This window comes from Streptococcus sp. 20925_1_22 (assembly GCF_041431685.1).
Lineage (GTDB): Bacteria > Bacillota > Bacilli > Lactobacillales > Streptococcaceae > Streptococcus.
In genome coordinates this window covers 82,101-103,379 of sequence record NZ_JAPVYE010000004.1, presented here as the reverse complement: position 1 = coordinate 103,379, position 21,279 = coordinate 82,101, and the positions used below count along the sequence as shown (strand labels likewise).

Annotated in this window: 21 protein-coding genes; 6 read left to right on the top strand and 15 right to left on the bottom strand. The window is 44.6% G+C overall.

All coding sequences use genetic code 11. From position 1 onward, the window contains the following. Positions 1-48 precede the first annotated feature (48 nt). The 6 genes from O3621_RS06535 to O3621_RS06510 form a co-directional block, all read right to left on the bottom strand. On the bottom strand, positions 49-1,350 hold the full coding sequence (locus tag O3621_RS06535) for a PTS sugar transporter subunit IIC (protein WP_002907358.1): 1,302 nt from the start codon (positions 1,348-1,350) through the stop codon (positions 49-51). A 17-nt stretch (positions 1,351-1,367) separates the two neighbouring features. Then, positions 1,368-1,679 carry a PTS sugar transporter subunit IIB gene (locus O3621_RS06530; protein WP_032912650.1) on the bottom strand — a complete coding sequence of 104 codons (312 nt, stop codon included), beginning with the start codon at positions 1,677-1,679 and terminating at the stop codon, positions 1,368-1,370. 20 nt (positions 1,680-1,699) lie between these two features. Beyond that, positions 1,700-2,023, bottom strand: a complete 324-nt coding sequence (locus tag O3621_RS06525; protein WP_002907360.1) for a PTS lactose/cellobiose transporter subunit IIA — start codon at positions 2,021-2,023, stop codon at positions 1,700-1,702. A 333-nt stretch (positions 2,024-2,356) separates the two neighbouring features. After that, positions 2,357-2,848 carry a hypothetical protein gene (locus tag O3621_RS06520; protein ID WP_371513970.1) on the bottom strand — a complete coding sequence of 164 codons (492 nt, stop codon included), beginning with the start codon at positions 2,846-2,848 and terminating at the stop codon, positions 2,357-2,359. A gap of 102 nt (positions 2,849-2,950) precedes the next feature. Next, positions 2,951-3,922: a sugar-binding transcriptional regulator gene (locus tag O3621_RS06515; RefSeq protein WP_371513969.1), complete on the bottom strand. Its 972-nt coding sequence runs from the start codon at positions 3,920-3,922 to the stop codon at positions 2,951-2,953. Positions 3,923-3,938: 16 nt separating this feature from the next. Further along, positions 3,939-4,682 (bottom strand): DeoR/GlpR family DNA-binding transcription regulator, encoded by a 744-nt coding sequence (locus O3621_RS06510; RefSeq protein WP_002916109.1) that lies wholly within the window; start codon positions 4,680-4,682, stop codon positions 3,939-3,941. Positions 4,683-4,806: 124 nt separating this feature from the next. On the opposite strand from O3621_RS06510, the gene O3621_RS06505 reads away from it, so the two are divergent. After that, a complete protein-coding gene (locus O3621_RS06505; protein WP_185755048.1) occupies positions 4,807-5,583 on the top strand; it encodes a glycyl-radical enzyme activating protein in 777 nt (258 codons plus the stop codon). A 69-nt stretch (positions 5,584-5,652) separates the two neighbouring features. Here the strand turns inward: O3621_RS06505 and O3621_RS06500 are convergent, their stop codons facing one another. After that, a complete protein-coding gene (locus tag O3621_RS06500; RefSeq protein WP_371513968.1) occupies positions 5,653-6,522 on the bottom strand; it encodes a glycosyltransferase family 2 protein in 870 nt (289 codons plus the stop codon). Between the two features lie 210 nt (positions 6,523-6,732). Between O3621_RS06500 and O3621_RS06495 the strand changes: the two genes are divergently transcribed. Further along, positions 6,733-7,704, top strand: coding sequence for an NERD domain-containing protein (locus O3621_RS06495; protein ID WP_371513967.1), 972 nt, complete (start codon positions 6,733-6,735; stop codon positions 7,702-7,704). 50 nt (positions 7,705-7,754) lie between these two features. On the opposite strand, the gene O3621_RS06490 is transcribed toward O3621_RS06495, so the two are convergent. The 6 genes from O3621_RS06490 to O3621_RS06465 form a co-directional block, all read right to left on the bottom strand. Then, the gene (locus O3621_RS06490; RefSeq protein ID WP_371513966.1) at positions 7,755-9,170 is read right to left on the bottom strand and encodes an LPXTG cell wall anchor domain-containing protein; all 1,416 of its coding nucleotides are present in this window, start codon (positions 9,168-9,170) and stop codon (positions 7,755-7,757) included. Between the two features lie 118 nt (positions 9,171-9,288). After that, positions 9,289-10,218 carry an aldo/keto reductase family oxidoreductase gene (locus O3621_RS06485; RefSeq protein ID WP_061592292.1) on the bottom strand — a complete coding sequence of 310 codons (930 nt, stop codon included), beginning with the start codon at positions 10,216-10,218 and terminating at the stop codon, positions 9,289-9,291. Between the two features lie 9 nt (positions 10,219-10,227). Further along, positions 10,228-12,006 (bottom strand): beta-galactosidase family protein, encoded by a 1,779-nt coding sequence (locus O3621_RS06480; RefSeq protein ID WP_061592293.1) that lies wholly within the window; start codon positions 12,004-12,006, stop codon positions 10,228-10,230. Further along, complete coding sequence (locus O3621_RS06475; RefSeq protein WP_002896670.1) at positions 12,007-13,368, bottom strand: PTS sugar transporter subunit IIC; 1,362 nt, start codon at positions 13,366-13,368, stop codon at positions 12,007-12,009. It abuts the gene before it with no gap. Between the two features lie 5 nt (positions 13,369-13,373). Continuing rightward, positions 13,374-13,691: a PTS lactose/cellobiose transporter subunit IIA gene (locus O3621_RS06470; RefSeq protein WP_002898520.1), complete on the bottom strand. Its 318-nt coding sequence runs from the start codon at positions 13,689-13,691 to the stop codon at positions 13,374-13,376. An 8-nt stretch (positions 13,692-13,699) separates the two neighbouring features. Next, positions 13,700-14,017 carry a PTS sugar transporter subunit IIB gene (locus O3621_RS06465; protein ID WP_371513965.1) on the bottom strand — a complete coding sequence of 106 codons (318 nt, stop codon included), beginning with the start codon at positions 14,015-14,017 and terminating at the stop codon, positions 13,700-13,702. A gap of 204 nt (positions 14,018-14,221) precedes the next feature. Here O3621_RS06465 and O3621_RS06460 point away from each other — a divergent pair, with 204 nt between their 5' ends. Continuing rightward, the gene (locus O3621_RS06460; RefSeq protein WP_371513964.1) at positions 14,222-15,418 is read left to right on the top strand and encodes an ROK family protein; all 1,197 of its coding nucleotides are present in this window, start codon (positions 14,222-14,224) and stop codon (positions 15,416-15,418) included. An 86-nt stretch (positions 15,419-15,504) separates the two neighbouring features. Here the strand turns inward: O3621_RS06460 and O3621_RS06455 are convergent, their stop codons facing one another. Further along, positions 15,505-16,401, bottom strand: coding sequence for a PEP phosphonomutase (locus O3621_RS06455; protein WP_002926934.1), 897 nt, complete (start codon positions 16,399-16,401; stop codon positions 15,505-15,507). A 232-nt stretch (positions 16,402-16,633) separates the two neighbouring features. Beyond that, complete coding sequence (locus tag O3621_RS06450) at positions 16,634-18,526, bottom strand: M13 family metallopeptidase (protein WP_125433851.1); 1,893 nt, start codon at positions 18,524-18,526, stop codon at positions 16,634-16,636. 149 nt (positions 18,527-18,675) lie between these two features. On the opposite strand from O3621_RS06450, the gene O3621_RS06445 reads away from it, so the two are divergent. The 3 genes from O3621_RS06445 to ssaB are packed head-to-tail and all read left to right on the top strand — an operon-like array spanning position 18,676 to position 21,194. Then, positions 18,676-19,395 (top strand): metal ABC transporter ATP-binding protein, encoded by a 720-nt coding sequence (locus O3621_RS06445; RefSeq protein ID WP_312023299.1) that lies wholly within the window; start codon positions 18,676-18,678, stop codon positions 19,393-19,395. A 1-nt stretch (position 19,396) separates the two neighbouring features. Next, positions 19,397-20,245, top strand: coding sequence for a metal ABC transporter permease (locus O3621_RS06440; protein WP_312023298.1), 849 nt, complete (start codon positions 19,397-19,399; stop codon positions 20,243-20,245). 19 nt (positions 20,246-20,264) lie between these two features. Beyond that, positions 20,265-21,194 carry a metal ABC transporter substrate-binding lipoprotein/adhesin SsaB gene (ssaB, locus tag O3621_RS06435; RefSeq protein ID WP_371513963.1) on the top strand — a complete coding sequence of 310 codons (930 nt, stop codon included), beginning with the start codon at positions 20,265-20,267 and terminating at the stop codon, positions 21,192-21,194. Positions 21,195-21,279 lie beyond the last annotated feature (85 nt).

Genomic DNA, 21,279 nt, shown 5'->3' with positions numbered 1-21,279 from the left:
TGCCATCTGAACCAAGAAACTTTTGTGTTTTCATCCAACAAAATCAGATTATTCTTCATTTTCCAATTCGTTATTGTAGGCAATCTTATCCTGAAACTTCACAAATGGGAAATAGACAAAGGCGGACATGGCTAGGATGACAATTTGAATTACTGCCCCTTGCCAGCCAGCGACCATAAAGCCAGAAATGATAGCCGGTGTACTCCAAGGCAAAGTCACACCTGCGAATGGCTGCATAAAGCCGACTGCAATCGCCATGTAGACAATCAAAGCAGCTAGAACCGGTACCAAAACGAAGGGCAGGAACATGACCGGATTCATCACAATCGGAAAACCAAAGACAACTGGCTCATTGACATTAAAGATTGCTGGGAAAGCAGCAACTTTCCCCAGAGCCTTATACTGCTTGGACTTGGCAGCAAAAAGCATGGCTACAACCACTCCGAAAGTAATACCGGAGCCTGACAAGATAAGGAAACTATCCAAAAATTGCTGGGTCACAATATGAGCGCCTTGACTGACAGAAAGCTTATCTGCAGCAAGCAGGGCCTTATTGGCATCCAGATTTGACAGCAGCAATGCTGTTACGACACCATTGACAACAGACTGGCCGTGGACGCCGAACCACCACAGGAAAGAAATGAAGAAAGCAATACCGATAGCTCCATACAGAGAGCCCGTCAGACCTTGCAGAGGCACCTGAATGACATCGTAAATCATCTCAATAAAGGTACCGCCACCAGTCGCTATCTTGGCAATAATATAAACAAGCATTGACAGCAAGAAAATAACGAAAGCTGGAATCATGGCTTCAAACTGCTTGGCAATCGCTTGAGGAACTTGCTCTGGCATTTTGATGACAATATGCTTTTGAATGAAAATCGTATAGATACTGCCAACTGCCAAACCAATAAGAATGGCCCCAATGATTCCTTGACCGCCAAACCAGACCTTGGCAATCGCATCTGCAATCGCTTCACCCTTTTCTGGTATGTAGGAGGATTTCAAAAGGATAAAGAAAGAAGAAAGAGACAACACCCCTGCCGGCAGAGGCTCTACACCGCTGTTCTTAGCATAAGAATAGCCAATTGAAAAACAGGAAATCAGCCCCATAATGGCAAAGGTTCCTGAATAAACCTGCATAAACGGTTCTGTCCAGTCCGCCCCAAACACACCAGCAATGGCTTGATTTAGACCTTCAAATGGTAATTGCCCTACAATCAAGAATAGGCTTCCCACAACTGTAAGAGGCAAAATTGCCAACATACCATCTTTTAAGGCGATAATCCCACGCATATTGACAAACTTCATAATCGGCGCAATGATTTTTTGAGTATCCACTTTAGACATAACGAAGCTCCTTGATTTTAATGTTTATCCAACAAACTCAAAGCGAGGTTTAACACTTTTTCGCCATCTAGCATACCGTAATCAGCCATCGGAATAACTGCAATCGGAGTATGGCAACTGTCGCAAATAGCTGTAGATTTGTCTAGTGTATAGGCTACCTGCGGGCCCAATAAAGCGACATCCAGATCCGCTGCATAATCAGCCAACTTAGCCTGAGAGTAAGCTTCGATCTCAGCTTCCAGCCCTTTTTCAGCTGCAGCTATCTTCATATTATTGACCAACATTCCTGTTGAAAAACCTGCCGCGCAAAACAAACCAATATTAACCATCTTTTCATCCTCCTGATGATTCATTTTTTCCCTTGTAATTCTCTTCTCAAGTCGATGATTTCTTTGATGAGATTAATTTCTGTAATGCTAGTCATCAAATGATCTTGAGAATGAACAAACAGCGCTGTAATCTCAGTTTTCGTTCCTCCAGCTTCCTGAGCTAGGAACTTGGTCTGCAAATTATGGGCCTCTAACAGCGCCTTATCAGCCAGCTCAATCTGCTCATCACATTCTGAAAACTTACCATCTTTAGCTAGTGATAAAGCTTGATAAATATGCTGCTTGGCATCACCAGCGTCTAAGATAAGGCCCATGATAATTTGATCTGCTACAATCATTTCCATATGTTACAACCGCTCCTATCTTTATGATTAACAAAAACTTGTTCTTTTGTTTGAAAGTGATTTGTTTTTGTTTGTAACTAGAATGTATCACCTTTATCTCAGTCCGTCAATATATTATAGAACAAATTAGCTTATTTAATTTTTTTCGCACATTTGTGCAAATAAAAAGTCTCCTCCATAAAAAACAACTCCTATACAGCTGTATTCATCTGCGAATGAAAGGCACTATATTAGATACGAAAGATAAGCAGATTCGACACAAAAAAAGAAGCAGCAGCTATTCGCTTCTTCTTCCTCATATTGTGTTATGTTAAGAAACCGAAACTTATCTTTTTAAACGGCTTTCTCAATTTCCTTTGCTATTTTACTTTTCCGCAATTTCCTCTGGAAGATGTATTTCAATAAAACGGCAGGATTCAGACTGTAGGATAATTGTAATTTAAAATAATTCATCCACTCGATGACAGCAAAAAACCAAATTGCTACTGAGATTATAAATGTGGGAAATCCACTGTAATTTAACATAATTATCAGGGCTCCCACACCCAGCAAAATAAGGTCTAAGATCTTTAGTACCTTATAAATCTTGCCTGTATATCTTTCAGCAAATTCTGGATTGGAAATCCTTTTTATCAAAATCCACCAAAAAACAGAGCCCTGTATCAGAATAAAACTCAGTACAAACAAGGAGAAAGAAATAGAAATCAAAGCTCCAGTAGTAAAAATCCATTTTTTGAGCAGGAAAAAATTCATCCAAAATACTAGCACAGCGACTAGCTCTCCTGTGGCTAAACTAGTCAATTTTTGTTTCATAAGCTTTTTCAAATCAACAATCCACCTCCATACATAGCTGCTAATTAACTATTAAAAAATAGGATTCCTGAATTTAGTTTTGGAAATCTTATTTCACCTGAGATTCTACTGCCATCAAGAAGTGAGGAAACTCCTATCTCCATCCAGTTCTAGCATTTTTAGAATCGTCGATTCATCTGTGACCAAGTGATTGACATAGCCAGCTCGCAACACCGCTAAGATAGCAGCAGATTTTTGACTGCCATAGGCAAAGGCTAGACTAAGCGGTACTTTTTTCAAATTTTCCAAAGAGATGGCAATCGTTCGATTTTGCAAATGCTGGTAGACCATATCCCCTTTTTTATTAAAGAAGCGACAGCAGATTTCTCCAACAGCATCCTGACTCTCTAGAGCAAGAAAATCCTCTGAGGTCAACATGTCCAACCATTGACGATTTCTCGTATCAACCTGCCCGCCAATACCAACCACAGCCACATCCAGCTCCTGCCAGCTGCTTTTCAGATCTTCAAAATATTTAGAAGCTAAAATTCCATTTGCTAGTTGCTCATCTTCCTGAATAATCGTGGAATTCATAAAACGGCAGTCCCCATGGTATTTCCCAGCCATGCTATAGATGAGGGTATTCACATGATAGCGAGCATGGATATGACTGGGACCACCTGCCAAAGGAAAGAAATGAACATTTGTCAAATGCTTGTTGCTGGAGTGCTCTACTAAAAGGCTCAAGCTCTTGCCCCAAGAAAATCCTACTTTATCATTGTCTTTAATCAGGCTGCGCAGCATAGCTGCAGCAGCTTGAGCCAACCTCTCTTCCAGGTCTGCTGGAGATTCATCCACTAAATTACTGACAATTTCGATTCCCTTGAGCCCATATTTTTCTTTTACATAGTTTTCCAAATGGAACAAGCGGGTATCAAAGTCTTCAATCTCAATCTTTACAATGCCCTCTTTTTTAGCTTCTGCCAGCATTCGGCTAATGGTGGTGCGATAAATCCCTGTCTCAGCCGCAATGTCAGACTGGCTTCTTTCTTCGATATAGTAGAGATAAGCAATTTTTGCCAATAGTTTTTTTCTTTCATTTTTCATCTTATCTCCTTCTCTGCTAGATCAGAGTCAGCTTGATATCGGCAGCTTTCAAGCGCTCAACAGCCTCTTTCGGAATCGCCTTGTCAGTCACCACTTGAGCAATCTGCTTGAAGCCGAATCTCTTAACTATTCCTTTTCTGGTAAACTTACTTGAGTCCGTCAAGACAATCATCTGGTCAGATGCCTCTGACATATACTGCACAACCTCACTCCGCATCAGGTCCTTGCCTGTAAAGCCTAGATTTTCATCATAGCCATCTGTTCCGACAAAGGCATGTTCTACGTGGAAAAAGCGGATCATTTCCTTGAGAAGAGGCCCTACTGTCACCTGCGAATCTTTCTGAAATTCTCCGCCCAGTAAGATAATTTTACAAGAATCAGTTTGTTTTATATAATCCGCAATAAAATAAGAATTGGTAATAATCTTGACATTCTTCTTCGTTCGGCAGATTTCCTCAGCTAGCAAGGCACAGGTCGAGCCTGATTCGATCATAATGGTTTCATTATCCTGAACGATTTTTGCTGCTTCCTGGGCAATTCGGCGCTTGGTATCATAATGAAAGGAAAGCCTAACATTCAGATCATCGCCGCTATTTAAAACAGCATAGCCATGCTCTCTGCGCAACAGACCTTTGGTTTCCAGCTTATCCAAGTCTTTGCGAATCGTTACTTTGGACACTTTTAAGCGGTCAGACAAAGTATTGACATCGATTCGTTCAAATTCGGATACTAATTTAACAATTTCATCTAAACGTTCCATTCTATCACCTCTGCTATTATTGTAACAAAAGACGTCTTAAAAATAAAATAAAAATAACTTTCATTCGTAATTGTTTTTCTTTCTAAAATAAGTTATAATGATTGTATCCAAAGGAGGCCTGAGTATGGAAACAACAAAAGGAATTATTTTCAACATCCAACATTTCAGTATTCATGATGGACCAGGGATTCGTACAACGGTTTTCCTCAAGGGCTGTCCTCTGCGCTGCCCTTGGTGCTCTAACCCAGAATCACAGCAATTCAGACCCGAGCCTATGCTGGATGCCACTACCAAAAAAAGCATCACTATGGGGGAGGAAAGAAGTGTCGAGGAGATTATCAATGAAGTCCTAAAGGACAGAGATTTTTATGAAGAATCTGGCGGTGGCCTAACCTTATCTGGCGGAGAGATTTTCGCCCAGTTTGAATTTGCCAAGGCCATTCTCAAAGCGGCTAAGGAAAAAGGGATTCATACCGCTATTGAAACAACTGCCTTTGTAGAACATGAAAAATTCGTGGATCTCATCCAGTACGTTGATTTTATCTATACAGACCTGAAACATTATAACTCTGTCAACCACCGCAAGGTGACTGGAGTAAAAAACGAATTAATTGTTCAGAATATCCACTACGCCTTTACTCATCAAAAGACGATTGTTCTGCGCATTCCAGTCATTCCAGATTTTAATGACTCTTTAGAAGATGCGGAGCAGTTTGCGACTTTGTTTAATGAACTATCCATCGATCAAGTCCAGCTGCTGCCTTTCCATCAATTTGGCGAAAATAAATACAAATTACTTGGCCGAAAGTATGCCATGGAAGATGTCAAGGCCTTGCACCCTGAAGACTTATTTGAATACCAAGATGTCTTTTTGAAGCATGACATTAATTGTTATTTTTAGTCTTTAATTTTCAAACACTAAAAAAAAGCTACGCTTTCAGCCCTATGGTTGAAAGGTGGCTTGTTTTGTTTATTCTCCAAATAGTTGGAGTTTGCTTTCAATTTCCTGATAGACCAAGCTGGATTGCATGCCGACAGCTGCAGCGCTGTCGCGACAATACTGGAGCAGGAAGGTGTAGTACTTGTAGTAGAAACTCAGGTCATAGCTCAGCTTACCCAAAATGGCTAGCTGCTCCTCAAAACCTACAATCAAGTCTCGAAACCACTGCTCATTCCAAGTCATGGAGATGCTATTTGGCCGCAAGCGATAGTAATAGAGCGGTTCATTGAGATAGATAATCTTGTCTGACTGAAGATAAAGCTTATAAGTCGTAAAAGCATCTTCTGCCACTCGGCCGACTGGATAGCGCACTGTATCAAAGAGCTTACGCTTATAGAGCTTGGCCCAGGCACAAAGAAAGACACCGTCTACCATGCGCCGTCTAGGGTACTCCTCAATCATCTCTTCTCGCGTATAGAGGGTTTCAAAATGCTCTGTCGAATAGTAGAGGAAGGCTGAATCCTCTGCACGAAAGCTACAATGATGACCAATAGCAATATCCGCATCGTACTCCTTGAGCTTTTCATAAAGGCGGGCAACATGCTGCTCAGGCAACCAGTCATCCGAATCTACAAAAATCAAATAGTCTGCACTAGAGTGCTCAATCCCTGTGTTGCGGGCACCGGACAAGCCTTGATTGTCCTGATGAATGAGACGAATCCTCGCATCCTGGTCAGCTAGCTCTTGGCAAATCTGGCCAGAAGCATCTGTTGAACCATCATTGACTAGAATAATTTCCAGATTTTGATAGGTCTGACGACAGACGCTGTTCACACATTCTGCTAAATACTGCTCAACATTGTAAACAGGGATGATAACACTGATTAATTCCTGAGACATGATAACTCCTATTCTTTTCCTGTCTTTTTATTATACATGATTTTTTAGGTTTGTGAGGTGTTTTTGGAAAATAAGTTTTTAAAGGATAGCTTTCTATTTTTAGACATATTTTAATTCATTGTCCAATTACTGTGTTTTTACACTGATAAAAATCTTCCGTTCTTTATTTTGTGCTATACTCGAATTAGGGATTTTAAGGGAGATTAGGAAATGTTTGGATTCTTTTTCGTTGCATTTGTGGCTGTCTTTGGCATCGTCTTTTTTATCAGTTATAAGCTACTCGAAGACAGGGAAGATATGGACTCGGATTGGTCGTCCAGCCAAAGCCAAGAGCCTGACTATTTCCAGCAAACCCAGACTGCCCCTTGGGAACTAAAATATAACAAGGGAAAACAGGGAGAGTACCAGCTTGGTCAGATCTTGAACCAGCTCTATGGCTATAAAAAGATTTTGTACAATCTCTACATCTTCAAAGAAGATGGCACTACCACTGAGATTGATGCCCTGCTGATTCACCCGTCTGGGATTTATATTTTTGAGTCAAAAAACTACAAGGGCTGGATCTTCGGCTCAGAAAACCAGCAATACTGGACTCAGGTTCTTTCCGGTGGCCGCGGAAAATCTTACAAGCATTCTTTTTTCAATCCCATTATTCAAAATAAAGTCCATCTCAAATGGCTCAGCTATTATCTCAATCAATACACGCCAAACCTTTATTCCTATATCGTCTTTGGCAATGACTGTCAGCTTAAGGAAATCCATCTAAACACTGACAGGCATAAGGTTATTCAGACCTGGCAAGTGATAGGGAAAATTGACCGGCAGGCCTGCCAAAGTCCAGTCTGCTTGTCGCCCGAGCAGATTGACGACCTCTATCGTATGCTCCTGCCCTTGACCAAGCGAAAGCAGGTCATCAAAGAGCGCCATATTAACAGCATTGCCCAGAATAAACAGCGTAGAGAAGCAGAAAAGATCTGCCCTCGCTGCCAGCATGGATTGGTGCTCCGTACAGCAGCCAAAGGTTCTAAGGTCGGTCAGCAATTTTGGGGCTGCTCCAATTTCCCAAGATGCCGCTTTACTCAAAAATACCAAGAGCCTGTCTGCAGTCCGCCCGCTGCGCAAGCATCTAATTTTGGACAGCCTGTCGTGCAAAACCTAAATCAAACACAAAGCAACAGCTAGAATCTGCTGTTGCTTTTTTGTAGATTATTTTCCCCTCTAGCTTGCAAAACCTAAGATTTTTTCTTCAAGCCAAGGAAGCCAGCACCCAGCCCTAAGAGTCCGAGCCCAAGCAGATTGGTCAATAGACTGCTTTGACTGCCGGTCTTAGGCAGTTGTTTGGAAGAAGCTTGCTGAAGAGTTGGCTCTTGAGACGTTGCTTGAGGATCCGTCTGGCCGCTTGCTTTGTAGGTCAGATTTTCCACCTGGCTCCCCTTTGGATCAGGTCTTGCAGGAGTTGGCTGCTGGGCTTGATTTTGGGGAGCCTGCTCCATATCGGCCAGCGGCACGATACTCTTCATAAACTCATCTTGTGAAATGGCCCTTTCTTCGACTGCATCTTGAATACCAGTGAGGCTTACAAAATAGTAACGAGCCCAATCCTTGGTCAGTCGCTGAATACCAGCCAAACCAGCTCCTGGATACCAGAGCGGCTTACTCACTTCTTCAGCAAATTTCCAGTCACCGCCAACTTGAATACCAAGCTTGGCATCTGGGTCAGATTTTTCAGAAATACGCGCTTCGACAGAAACCAGAACAGCCCGAATGGTCTGAGGATTCGGAATATCACGAGCCTGATCAGAACCCCAGTGGGCAACCCGATCCTGCTTAGGTAAGACCTCAATAGCTGTTCCCCCGCCAGCCAAGGCTTCCTGCCGGGCATCTCCTACGTTGCTGGACATATTTCCCTTGAATTGAGAAACCCATTGAACCCCTTGAGGGTGATCCACAATTTTCTCCCAGACATTGGAATCCTTCCGGAGCACAAAAGCTTGCATGTTCCGAATATCCGCCCAAGCATTGCTGGCCTTATTGTCCGTCATTTCCATCACAACGCCCCAAGGATCAAATTCATTCATCCATTTGCCGCGTTCCTTGTCAAAGACAGCCTGTGCTTCTTCGTCGGTCATCCCTTCGCCTTTATAAGCTAGGTAGTACCAATCAGCCGCTGGGTCATAAGTCGGACGGCCGCCTAACACGACGGCTCCGCCATTAAATTGACCAGGGCCGCCATTAGGACCGCGCTTTTGACGCTCCCCATTTTCTTCAACGGCATTTTCCTCCGACCAAACCCAGACATCCCCTTGATTGGGTCCCATCTGAGCAATGGCGCGCTGCTTCTGCTCATCAGACATGACTTGACTGGCTGGCAACTCGCTAGCAGCTGCAGCTGATTCGGCCTGACTTGCAGGAGCTGCTTGGGGTTCGGCCACAGCTGGATTTTCAACCTCAGGACTTGCTTGGGCTGCTGGAGAAGCCGGCGTTTCAGCTACTGCGGCAGGGGCAGGCGCAACATCTTCTGCTTCAACTCTTGAGACAGCTGTAAAAGCTGCCAAGGACAAGAGGGAAGCACATAGCAGCAAGCCGCTCCCATACTTGGCAGCAGAAGCGGATTTTGCTAGGGCTTGCCAAGAAAACTTATTATTCATATCATTCTCCTTTCATAAGGCACAGAATCTAGCTTAATCAATGAAACAAGCAGACTGATCCACTGCTCTTAGCCTTCATTGATTCTGAATAACAAATAATCTCCCTGCAAAAACAAGCTTAGGGCAGAGGATTCCCTGCGCTCTTGTATATCTTATACCAGTCAGCCCGAGAGAGCTCAATATCAAAAGCAGCCACCATTGAGCGAATTCGCTGCGGATTCATGGAGCCAACAATCGGCTGCATTTGTGCCGGATGACGCAAAATCCAGGCGAGAACTAAGGCTTCAAAGGAAACTTGATAATCTGACGCAAAGGCATGCAGAGTTTCTGTAAGCGGAGCATATTTAGGATGCTCCATAAAAAGTCCCTGGTTCAAGTCAACCTGAAATGGTGACCAAGGCTGAATCGTGATATGATGTAATCGACAATAGTCCAGCACACTACCATCCCGGACGATTGCCAAAGGATTGAGCATATTGGCATTGAGCCCAGCATCCAGCATCGGAGTATGGGCTGGGCCAAACTGCAGTTGGTTAGCAATCAAGGTCTGCTCCACACTTTTCTGCAGCAGCTCGATCTGATAAGGATTTTGATTACTGACTCCGAAATAGCGGACCTTCCCAGCTTGGTGCAGCTGTGAGAAAGCTTCAGCCACCTCTTCTGGCTCTACAAGAGCATCTGGCCGGTGCAGGAGGAGCACATCCAGATAGTCTGTCTGCAAACGCTCCAAGCTGGCTTCAACCGAACGAATAATATGATCCTTAGAAAAGTCAAAATGGTAGTTGGTGTGAACATCCCGCAGCCCACACTTGGACTGGATAAGAACTCGATCCCGGGGAATCTTAGCCGAGCGAAGAGCCTGCGCAAACTTGGTTTCAGATTGGCCGCTAGCATAGACATCTGAGTGGTCAAAGAAATTAATTCCCACTTCTACTGCTGTTTCAAGAACGGAAACGACCTCTTTAGGATCATGCTCTGCCAGTCGCATGCAGCCCAAAATCAGCTGACTGGCCCCCTCCAGTTCATTTCCGACTGTCATATATTTCATCGCAACACCTCATTTCTTATAGACTGGATGGTCAAGCAAGCTCAACTCTTCAATCTTGACATTTTCAGTTTCAAAGACGATAAATTCATTCTTTTCCTTAAGCAAGCCAGACGGCACATAGAGATAGTGAATTGGCCCTTCATTCCAGTAGCGGCCAAGGTTGAAGCCGTTGACCGAAATACACCCCTTCCCATACTTAGAGCAGTCAATAAAAGTATCAGCGATATCATCTAACTCTGCTTCAAAGCGATAGAAGGTCGGTGCTTTGACTCTTTCCGGTGGAGCTGAGTAGCAGTCTAGCTTGGCCAGCATTTCCTGGTCAAACTTGAGCGCATAATGCTTCCAGCCCTTACGAAACTGATGGTTAATCATGATACCACCCTTGACTCCCTTGGATTGACTGGGTGCGCCCAGCTTGTAACCATAGTTGACCCGTCCCATATTTTCCACCAGCACATCAATCTGAATCCGCTCGGTATCAGCTGAGAAGAGCATTTCATCACCGATTTCTTCACGATACTGAGTAGCCAGGTGCTCCTGATTGACATAGAAATGACAGCGGTCATGAGTCTCCAAGGCCTTGAGCCTTTCCTCATGGTATTGATTTTTGATATCGGAACGGTAGAGGATATAGCCATGATTCTGCCCAATCTGCTCCATAGGCTGCGGATAATCCAGCAGAATTTCCTCTGTGATATCCGCTGCCACATCCAGCAGGTTTGCAGTACCAAGCAGTGGAAAACTGCCATAGGCCTTAGCCTGTCGGCTAATCGGCTCCATCTGCTCAAGCTCTGGAAAGACCTCGTGGGTCACCCGCTGAACAGCGTAGTATTTCTCTGTTGGCTGCCCCCACTCAGTAATGGGTGCGTCAAAATCATAGGAGGTAATCTGTGGCAAATCCTTGGTCTTGCGGGCTGAACAGCCGCTGATAAAACCAAAATTGGTCCCACCTCTCAGTAGGAAGAGGTTCATACTGCCCAGCTGTAGCATTTCTTTGACATCCTGGGCCAAATCTTCTGCCTCTCGCCGAACGATTTCCTCGCTCCAGCGGCTGAACCAGCCGTCCCAAAACTCAGTACACATAAGAGGCCATTTTTTGCCATAGCGCTCCATGAAAGCTCGCAGATTATCTGTATTTTCCTTGGGCTGAGAGCCGAAATTCCCCGTCACAAAAATATCGTCTTCAATCAAGGTACCAGACTCCAAAGCCTCTATCCATGTCCCATCAGAGGTAAAGAGGGGAACCGTAACGCCACGTACCTTCATCATCTGAGCAATACTACGCATGTAGGCCTTGTCCTCGGCGTAAGAACCGTATTCATTTTCCACCTGCATCATGAGGATAGGGCCCCCTTGATCACTCTGATAGGGCAGAAGCTTGGGAAAGAGCCAGTCATAGAAATAACTGACCTTCTCCAGAAACAGCGGATGATTGACCCGCAGGCGCATCGAAGGATATCTCAAGAGCCAAGCCGGGAGACCACCAAAGTCAAACTCTGCACAGATGTAAGGCGTCGGACGGACAATGAGATAAAGCCCCATCTCCTCAACCAACTTGAAGTATGCTTCAAAATCCAGCATGCCCTCTGCCTGAAACTGACCTTCTTGAGGCTCATGCAACGCCCAAGGAATATAGGTTTCTACCGTATTAAAGCCTAAAGCTTTAAGATTGTAAAGGGTATCTCGCCACTGGTCTGGATGAAGCCGGAAATACTGAATAGCTCCCGATAAAATCTTAAAAGGTTTGCCATCCAGGTAAAATTCTTCTTTAATTTCAAATTTTGCCATCTATCCAAGCTCCTCCTGTTTATCTGCCATCTTGACAAAGGGCAGATATATAGCGGTCGAAATAGCGATGTTAACCAGCGAAAGAATAATTGCTCGCCAGTCGAAGGCTGTCGCAAAGAAACCGTAGAGAATCGGCGGCATTACCCAAGTAACGTTTTGAGTAACCGGCGCAACCAAGCCCATAGAGGTTGCAAAGTAGGCTACTGTTACCATGACCATTGGAGTCAGGACGTATGGAATAAACATAATTGGATTCAAAACGATTGGCAGACCGTACATGACTGGCTCACCGATGTTGAAGACCATTGGGAAAATTCCCAACTTGGCCACTTCGCGATAGTGCTTGTTCCGAGATTGCCAGAGAATGGCAATGGCAACCCCAATCGCATCAAACCAGACAAAAGCACCAAAAGAATTATCCGTCCACATGTAAGGAATCGCATGCCCAGCCTGATAAGCTTCTAGATTGGCCAGCATGGTCACGCCAAAGAGACTAGCCATAACTGGCGCCAGCACATTACCACCGTGCAGTCCGAAGAACCAGAAAATCTTATTGAGAAAGACAATGAGCAGCACAGCCCAGAAGCTTTGAGACAAGCTGAGAAGCGGCGCCTGAAGAATCTTGTAAATCCAGTCAATCAACAGCTCGCCTGTCACCAGATTAAAGAGATAGGTCGCAATTCCCACGACATACATGGCAATTGCAGCCGGAATGATAGACAGGAATGGCTTCATGATAGCTGGCGGAACAGAATCTGGAAGTTTGATGGTCCAGTTACGATTCATGACCTTACAAAAGATGATGACAGATACAAAACCAATCAGAATAGCAGTAAAGTAGCCACGCGCACTGATTTGGTCACCTGGAATGACACTGTTAATCGTCACAGACAGGTTACTGCCGTCAAGTTTTAGCTCTGGAAGTTTTGAAATTGCCTTGCTCAGCCCTGGTGTTTTGCCAGCCAACTCAAAGGTTTTAGTAACAGAGCCACCAATGGTAATGATGTAGGAGGCAACAGCTACCAGACCAGCAGACACCTTATCAGTATTGTAAATCTTAGCGATATTGACCCCAAAAGTAAAGAGGAACAAGAGGGTAACGATAGGGATACTGCCCTTAAATACTAGCCAGTTAATATCAATCAGCCACTGGAAGGTAGAGGAAATCCAGGTCCAGCCGAACTGTCCTGGCAAGTCAGATAGAAAGGCGTTGACCATGAGGGCGAAAGAGCCAGTCATAATCACAGGCATGGTCCCGATAAAGGAATCCCGCAGGGCAACCAGGAATTTTTGGTTGCCGATTTTATTGGCAATAGGCATGAGACGCGCTTGCCATTTATCAACCAAACTACTCATCTGCATTTCTCCTATTCATCAAATTTTTTATGTAAATCAACAATCTCCTTTGCCAAATCAACAAAGGCGATACTGGTCATGAGATGATCCTGCCCATGCACCATAAATAAACTAAGTTCTGTCTTCTCTCCTTGTGCCTCCTTGCTCAGCATTTCAGCCTGGGCGTGATGGGCTTGCAGCAGAGCTTTCTGAGCCTGACTCAGTCTCTCCTGAGCTCGGTCAAAATCCTGCTTTTTAGCTGCTGCAATGGCTTCGATAGCACAAGACTTAGCCTCTCCGCCATACATGATGAGGGTCATAGCGACCTCTAAGGAATCTTTATTTTCCATAGGAGTACCTACTTCATGAGCGACTCTGCCAGATCCAGGACCTTATCCCCCTTCATCATTCCGTAGTCCGTCATAGGGATGACATCGACCGGAATGCCTTTTGAAGCTAGTTTTTCCTGTAAATCCTCCAGCAGATAGCGGACCTGAGGCCCCAGCAAAAGGACATCAACTTTTTTCTCGCTTAGATAGTCTTCTGCTTCTGACACTGGCACCGCAAATATCGTCGCAGCTAAACCTCGCTCCTCTGCAACTTTCTGCATTTTATTGACCATGAGACTGGTGCTCATCCCAGCCGCACAGACTAACATAATCTGTTTTGTTTCCATCGGCATCCTCCTTTATGAATCTGACCTAACCTGCAACGACGCTTGCTATTTATTTTCAATATATAAACAAAAATCCGAAAACAGAATATTTTTCACTATGTTATTAATATTCTATAAACATTATAACTATTTTTTTGTACTATGTCAACGCTTACATTTGAGATTTATAGCTTTTTTTGATAGTATAGCAGCAGAGGAAACAAGATGACACGAACTAGAAAACAAAACGAGCTAAGGGCAACTGTCCTGGATCAGCTCTATGCCAAACGACCGATTTCTCGGATTGATATTTCAAAAGAAACTCAAATTACACCAGCCACGACCGGAAGCATCATCAATGAACTGATCAAGGAAGGCTTGGTACTGGAGCTAGGTGAGCTCAATGATGAGAGTGTAGGACGCAAGAAAACCCTACTAGATATTGCGCCTCATAGCCGCTACTATCTGGGCTTTGAGATTTCTGAAAAACAGCTGGCCATAGTCATCGCTGACAATACCGGTGAGATTGCAGAAAGCAGCATTCGGACTTATCAGGTCGAGGTGACAGGCGGCCCGTCTGACCAGGAAATTATCCGGCTGATTCAAGATTTTCTGAAGAAGAACAGCAAATACTTCATCTCAGCAATTGCCCTCGGGCTGCCGGGGCATGTGAATCTCTCTGAGAGTGATTTTATCATTTCTAAAAACCCCCACTGGGGACAGATTAACCTGCGGACTATTCAAGAAGCATTTGACCTTCCTGTCTACTTCGCCAATAAGTCCCACTGTTTGACGCTGGCTGAACGCCTCTTTAGCTATCATCCTACAGACAGTAATTTTATCGTCTATCATGTTGCCAGAGGTATTCATTGCTCCTACATGTACAAGGGCAGCATTTACAGTCAGGAAAATTATCTTATCGGGGAGGTGGGACACACCGTCATCAATCCTGAAGGCGAGCGCTGTCCTTGTGGCAAGCACGGCTGCCTGCAGGTTTATGCCAGCGAGAGTGCTCTGATTGATAAAGCAGCTATCCTGTATCGGGCTTCCCAGACCTCGCTCTTAAAGACCCTTGTAGAGGACGTCAATGACATTGATTTGACAAGTCTGATGACCGCCTATCGCTTAGGAGACTTGGGCAGCATTGAGTTGATTCATACTGCCTGCCGCTATCTGGCCATTTCCATTTCCAATCTCTGCCAGCTTATTGATAGCGAAAGGATTTATCTGGACGGCCAGCTCTTCTCCTATCCGGTGATTGCCGAGCAGGTTCTGGCTCAGTTAGAGCAAGAAGTACCCCTCTTTCCAAAACAAAAACAAGCAGAGATTGTCATTATCCCCTACTCTAAATACAGCATTGCCCGCTCTGCAGTCAGCCTCTGTGTTTATCATGAATTTTTAGATAAAAAAGGAAACCTATAAAGGCCTAGACAAGAATCTCGGTCTTTTTTTACAAAAAAAGAGACAGACTTTCTAGGAGCTTCCCCCTAAAAGTCTGTCTCATTTTACTATCGATTAATCGAACGTGAAATCATGGAAATGGTGTGACGCTGTCCTCTGAGAGCCTTACTCATGGCAAAGATATTTTCAACCGGAGCCAGACAGCCGTAACCAGAATCCCCGATATGCTGGATATCTACACCGCAGATTTTGTTGCGGATAGCCATTTGCTTGACAATATCCTCATCAGCACTCTCCTGGCTGGTACCGATAGCACTCATAACCAGAGCCCCCTTTTGATGGGCCAGTCGGACAATCTGCTTCAAGTCCTGCTCGTCAAAGCCCGGCACACTGCCGACTGCCGGTGCTAGGACAATATCAACACCTGCTTCGATAAATTGAGCGATTGCTTCCAGGTCAGCTACCGGCTCATCCACACCTGAAGCATGCATTTTGCCCGCAATCAATAAACCGGAAAAATTCTCCTTGACCACTCGAATAGTGTCAATAATAGCCTGATTGGTAACACCAGTTCCCGGATTACCCGTCAGACAGATAAAGTCAACGCCCAACTCTTCTGCTCGCTGAATGGTCGCTAGACTAGCCTGACGCCCCTCATTAATGATCAGGCGTTCTCCTGCCATCTGGGCCTGACTATCCACCGGCTCCAGATTGATACCGATAGGACGACCCACCAAGCGATGAAGTTCCTCAACAAAATCTTCCTTGGCGTCCAGACCAGCTACAAAAGGCTGGAAGATATCAATCCCATTCAGCAAAATCAAGTCAGCACCAAAAGACCGAGCAATCTCTGCATTGGTCACATCACCGATATAAGATTCTTTGAAAGCTACGTTTTCAGATAGGATAACGCGGCCCTCACTGGCCTTGATGCTCTGTTTCAGCTCCGGCGCAGTCATACTTAAAATTTCTGAAGCATTTGAACTAATGAATCGTTTTACCATAAGAACATCTCTTTTCTTTATTATTCATTAATAAACACTTTGAAATCTATTCTATTTGGATATTTTGTTTATTTTTTGTTATCAACTACAGTATAGCACAAGCCTAGACAAATGTAAACGCTTTATCTTTTCTTTGATAAAATAGTCTGCTTTCACAAACAAAAGCAGACTATTGAGATGAACTCGATTATTTTTGATTTGAGCAAGATTCGATAAGCGTCTTACCTCGGCATCACCAAATGACTACCCGCTCTTCTGGACTTCGCCACATGCCATCTCCTTCTTGCACATCAAAGGTTGTAAAGAAATCGTCAAAGTTAGGCAGCTGCACATTGGTCCGAAGCTTGGCTGGCGCATGGACATCGACGCTTGCCAAGAGCTTCATATACTCTTCGCGTCCCTTCATTCGCCAGATGCGGGCAAAGTTGGTAAAGAATTCCTCTGCAGAGAAATCAGCTTCTTTCTTTGCTGCTTCTAGGGCTGCTGCAATCCCGCCCAAATCTGCCACGTTTTCTGAAACAGTCAGCTTGCCATTGACCTTAGCACCATAGGAATCCTGTCCTTCGAACTGGTCAATGACCTTTTGAGTCCGCTTGGTAAAGGCTTGGTAGTCGTGCTCTGTCCACCAGTTATTGAGGCTGCCATTTTCATCAAAGGACGCCCCATTGGTATCAAAAGCATGAGAAATCTCATGGGCAATGACCGCTCCGATACCACCGTAATTGGCTGATGAGGATTGGTGCAGATCATAGAAAGGCGCCTGCAGGATAGCCGCTGGAAAGACAATTAGGTTTTTCTGCGGATTATAGTAGGCATTGACCATGTGGGCTGGCATTCCCCATTCCTTGTAATCTACCGGTTGATTCCACTTGCTCCAGCTATAAGCAATATCAATCTGACTTAACTTCTGAGCATTTTCAAAGAGAGTCAGCTTTTCATCGACGACCTTGCGGGAATAGCGTTCAGGCAGCTCGTCAGGATAGCCAATATAAGGCTTGATGACATTGAGTTTGACAATAGCCTTATCCCGAGTTTCTGGTGTTAGCCAGTCATTCTGAGTCAAGCGATTCTTGTAAACTTCAATCATCGTCGCCACTTTCTGCTCCACATCAGCCTTAGCTTCTGGCGAGAACTTCTGACCAGCATACCAAAGACCGACAGCTTGATTGAAGGGACCTTGAGCCAGGTAAAAGGCTGCTTTTTTCTTGTCCTGAGCCTGAGGAGTCCCTGATAGAGCACGATGATAAGCTCCTGCCAAGACACGGATGCCATCCGTTAGATAAGGTGTCGTATTGCGGACCGCAGAGAGAATCAGCAGAGCATGGAGTTTATCCCAGTTAGCAGCTGTATAGATATCCTTAGCCGCCTGCCAAAAACGCTCTTCTGGCACAATGACTTGGTCGGGTTCTTGACCGATTAACTTGGTGAAAATATCTGCCAAAGGCAACTCTGGTACCAAGGCTTTGAAATCGTCCCACTTATAAGGATGATAGAGCTTAGCATACTCAGAGCTTTCTTCACTAGACAGAACATACTGAGCAAAAACAGCATCCAGCTCCAAGACCTTATCCAAAAGATCCTTGATTTCCTCTTCCGCAAAGCCAAATTTGGCCAGCAAATCTTCCTGAGCCTTGCGCCATTTTGCAAGCAGGTCAGCCTTCTGCGGATGGTCCTCAGCATAGTAGGTCGTGTCTGGCAAAATGGTTCCCGGTCCGTCTGCCCAGAGAACATTGATACGGGCATCCATAAAGTCAGGCGCCACACCAAAGGGGAAATAAGTTGGCTTACCAGCCAGCTCAAAATCAGCAATCTTAGAAGCATAGTCTTCAAAAGACGCTAGGTTGCGAATTTCATCAATGTAGGCACGCGCAGGCTCAATCCCAGCCGCTTCCCGCTTGTCATAATCCGCTGCCAAGCGATGGTAAGCAACAAAGTTCTGCAGAATGTCATCTTCTGGCACTCCATCGCCAGCCAACCATTTATCAGTCGTGGCGAGCATGAGATCTTCAATCTCATCTGCCAAATCCATGAAACCTCCCGTCACTGGCTTATCATCAGGAATGACCGCCGTCTTGGCCCACTCACCATTAATCGCATCATAGAAATCATCTTGTAGTCGTGTCATCTTCTTCTCGCTTTCATGCTTTTGATATAACCTTATCAAAATCTACTTGTTTTTTCAAACATTTCTTATATTAATTTTAGAGATTTATCGAAAATTAACTTGACTTAATTTTTATTTTAATGTATATTAATCTCATGGAGGTGTATGAGATGATTACGATTAAAGATTTGACTGTCAGCTATCAGGATACGCTGGCTCTTGAGCCCCTTTCATTAACCATTAAGGAGCCAACCATTACTGGGATTATCGGTCCTAACGGAGCCGGAAAATCCACCCTGCTCAAGGGCATGCTAGGGATTATTGACCACCAAGGCCAGACTCTGCTGGAGCAAAAGCCACTGCAGAACTCTCTCCAACGGGTTGCCTATGTGGAGCAAAAGATCAATATTGATTATCATTTTCCTATCAAAGTCAAAGAGTGTGTCTCTTTGGGGCTTTACCCTCAGCTCAAGCTTTTTCAGGGGCTAAAGAGTTCCCATTGGAACAAGGTGGCTGAGGCATTGAAAATTGTCGGTTTAGAGAACTTGGCAGAGCGTCAGATTAGCCAGCTGTCCGGCGGCCAATTCCAGCGAGTCTTGATTGCTCGCTGCTTGGTTCAAGAGGCGGATTGTATCTTTTTGGACGAGCCCTTCGTCGGGATTGACTCTGTCAGCGAAGAGATTATCATGTCTACGCTGCGCAGTCTCAAAGCCGCAGGCAAGATCATCCTGATTGTCCATCATGACCTGAGCAAGGTTGTTGATTATTTCGACCAAATTATCCTGCTCAATCGTAAGCTGATTGCCTTTGGTCCTACCGAGACTAGCTTTACCAAGGACAATATGAAAAAGACTTACGGCTCCCAGCTCTTTATGAATGGAGGTGCCTAGAATGATTTTAGAATTTTTCCAAGGGCTGCGGGACTTTCACTTCCTGCAAAATGCCCTCATCACAGCCATCGTCATTGGGATTGTTGCTGGGGCTGTCGGCTGCTTTATCATTCTGCGCGGCATGTCGCTCATGGGAGATGCGATCTCTCATGCGGTTCTGCCCGGTGTGGCCCTGTCCTACATTTTAGGGATTAATTTCTTTATCGGAGCCATCACCTTCGGACTTTTGGCCTCGATTATTATCACCTACATCAAGGGCAACTCCATTATCAAAAGCGATACGGCCATTGGGATTACCTTTTCTTCCTTCCTAGCTCTGGGTGTGATCCTGATCGGGGTTGCCAATAGCTCCACTGACCTCTTTCATATTCTCTTCGGGAATATCTTGGCTGTGCAGGATATTGATATGTGGATCAGTATCGGAGTCGGAATAGCTGTGCTCTTAATCATCATCCTCTTTTTCAAGCAGCTTTTGATTACTTCCTTTGACCCCCTGCTGGCTCAGGCCATGGGCATGCCAGTCAACTTCTATCACTATCTGCTGATGATTCTCTTGACCTTGGTCTCTGTGACAGCCATGCAGAGTGTGGGAACCATTCTGATTGTCGCTCTCTTGATTACGCCGGCAGCAACGGCCTACCTCTATGCCAACAGTCTGAAAACTATGATCCTGCTGTCCTCAGGACTGGGCGCTCTAGCTTCTGTGCTGGGCCTCTTTATCGGCTACAGCTTTAATGTCGCTGCAGGATCCAGCATTGTCCTGACCTCAGCTCTCATCTTTCTCATCTCTTTCTTTATCGCCCCTAAGCAACGCTATTTAAAACTTAAAAACCGACCTAAACTAAAATAAAATTTGATGGAGGAATCCCATGAAAAAATTAGGTTTTTTATCCCTGCTTTTGCTAGCAGTCTGCACTCTCTTTGCCTGCTCCGGTCAGAAGAAGGCGTCCAGTGACTCGTCCAAGCTCAAGGTTGTTGCAACCAACTCAATTATCGCTGATATTACCAAAAATATAGCTGGCGATAAGATTGACCTGCACAGCATTGTACCAGTCGGCAAAGATCCCCATGAATATGAGCCCCTGCCTGAAGATGTCAAAAAGACTTCTCAAGCGGATCTCATCTTCTACAACGGTATCAATCTGGAAACTGGCGGTAATGCTTGGTTTACCAAGTTGGTCAAAAATGCCAATAAGGAAGAAAACAAGGACTACTATGCTGTAAGCGATGGCGTTGACGTCATTTACCTTGAAGGTCAAAGTGAAAAGGGTAAGGAAGACCCTCATGCTTGGCTCAATTTGGAAAACGGTATCATCTATGCGCAAAATATTGCCAAGCGTTTGATCGAAAAAGACCCTGACAATAAGGCCACTTACGAGAAAAATCTCAAAGCTTATGTGGAAAAATTGACTGCTTTGGACAAGGAAGCCAAGGAGAAATTCAACAATATTCCAGAGGAAAAGAAAATGATTGTGACCAGTGAAGGCTGCTTCAAGTACTTCTCTAAGGCCTACAATGTGCCATCAGCCTACATCTGGGAAATCAACACCGAAGAAGAAGGAACTCCAGACCAAATCAAGAGCTTAGTTGAAAAACTACGCGAGACCAAAGTGCCATCTCTCTTTGTCGAATCAAGTGTGGACGACCGCCCAATGAAGACTGTTTCTAAAGACACCAAGATCCCAATCCACGCTAAAATCTTTACTGACTCAATCGCTGACCAAGGCGAAGAAGGAGACAGCTACTACAGCATGATGAAATACAATCTGGATAAAATTTCTGAAGGATTGGCCAAATAACGATAAAAGGTTAGGGAGACAAAACCCTAACCTCTTTATTTTTGGAGAAGGAGCTTCACATGGAGTCGATTTCAAATTTCCGGTC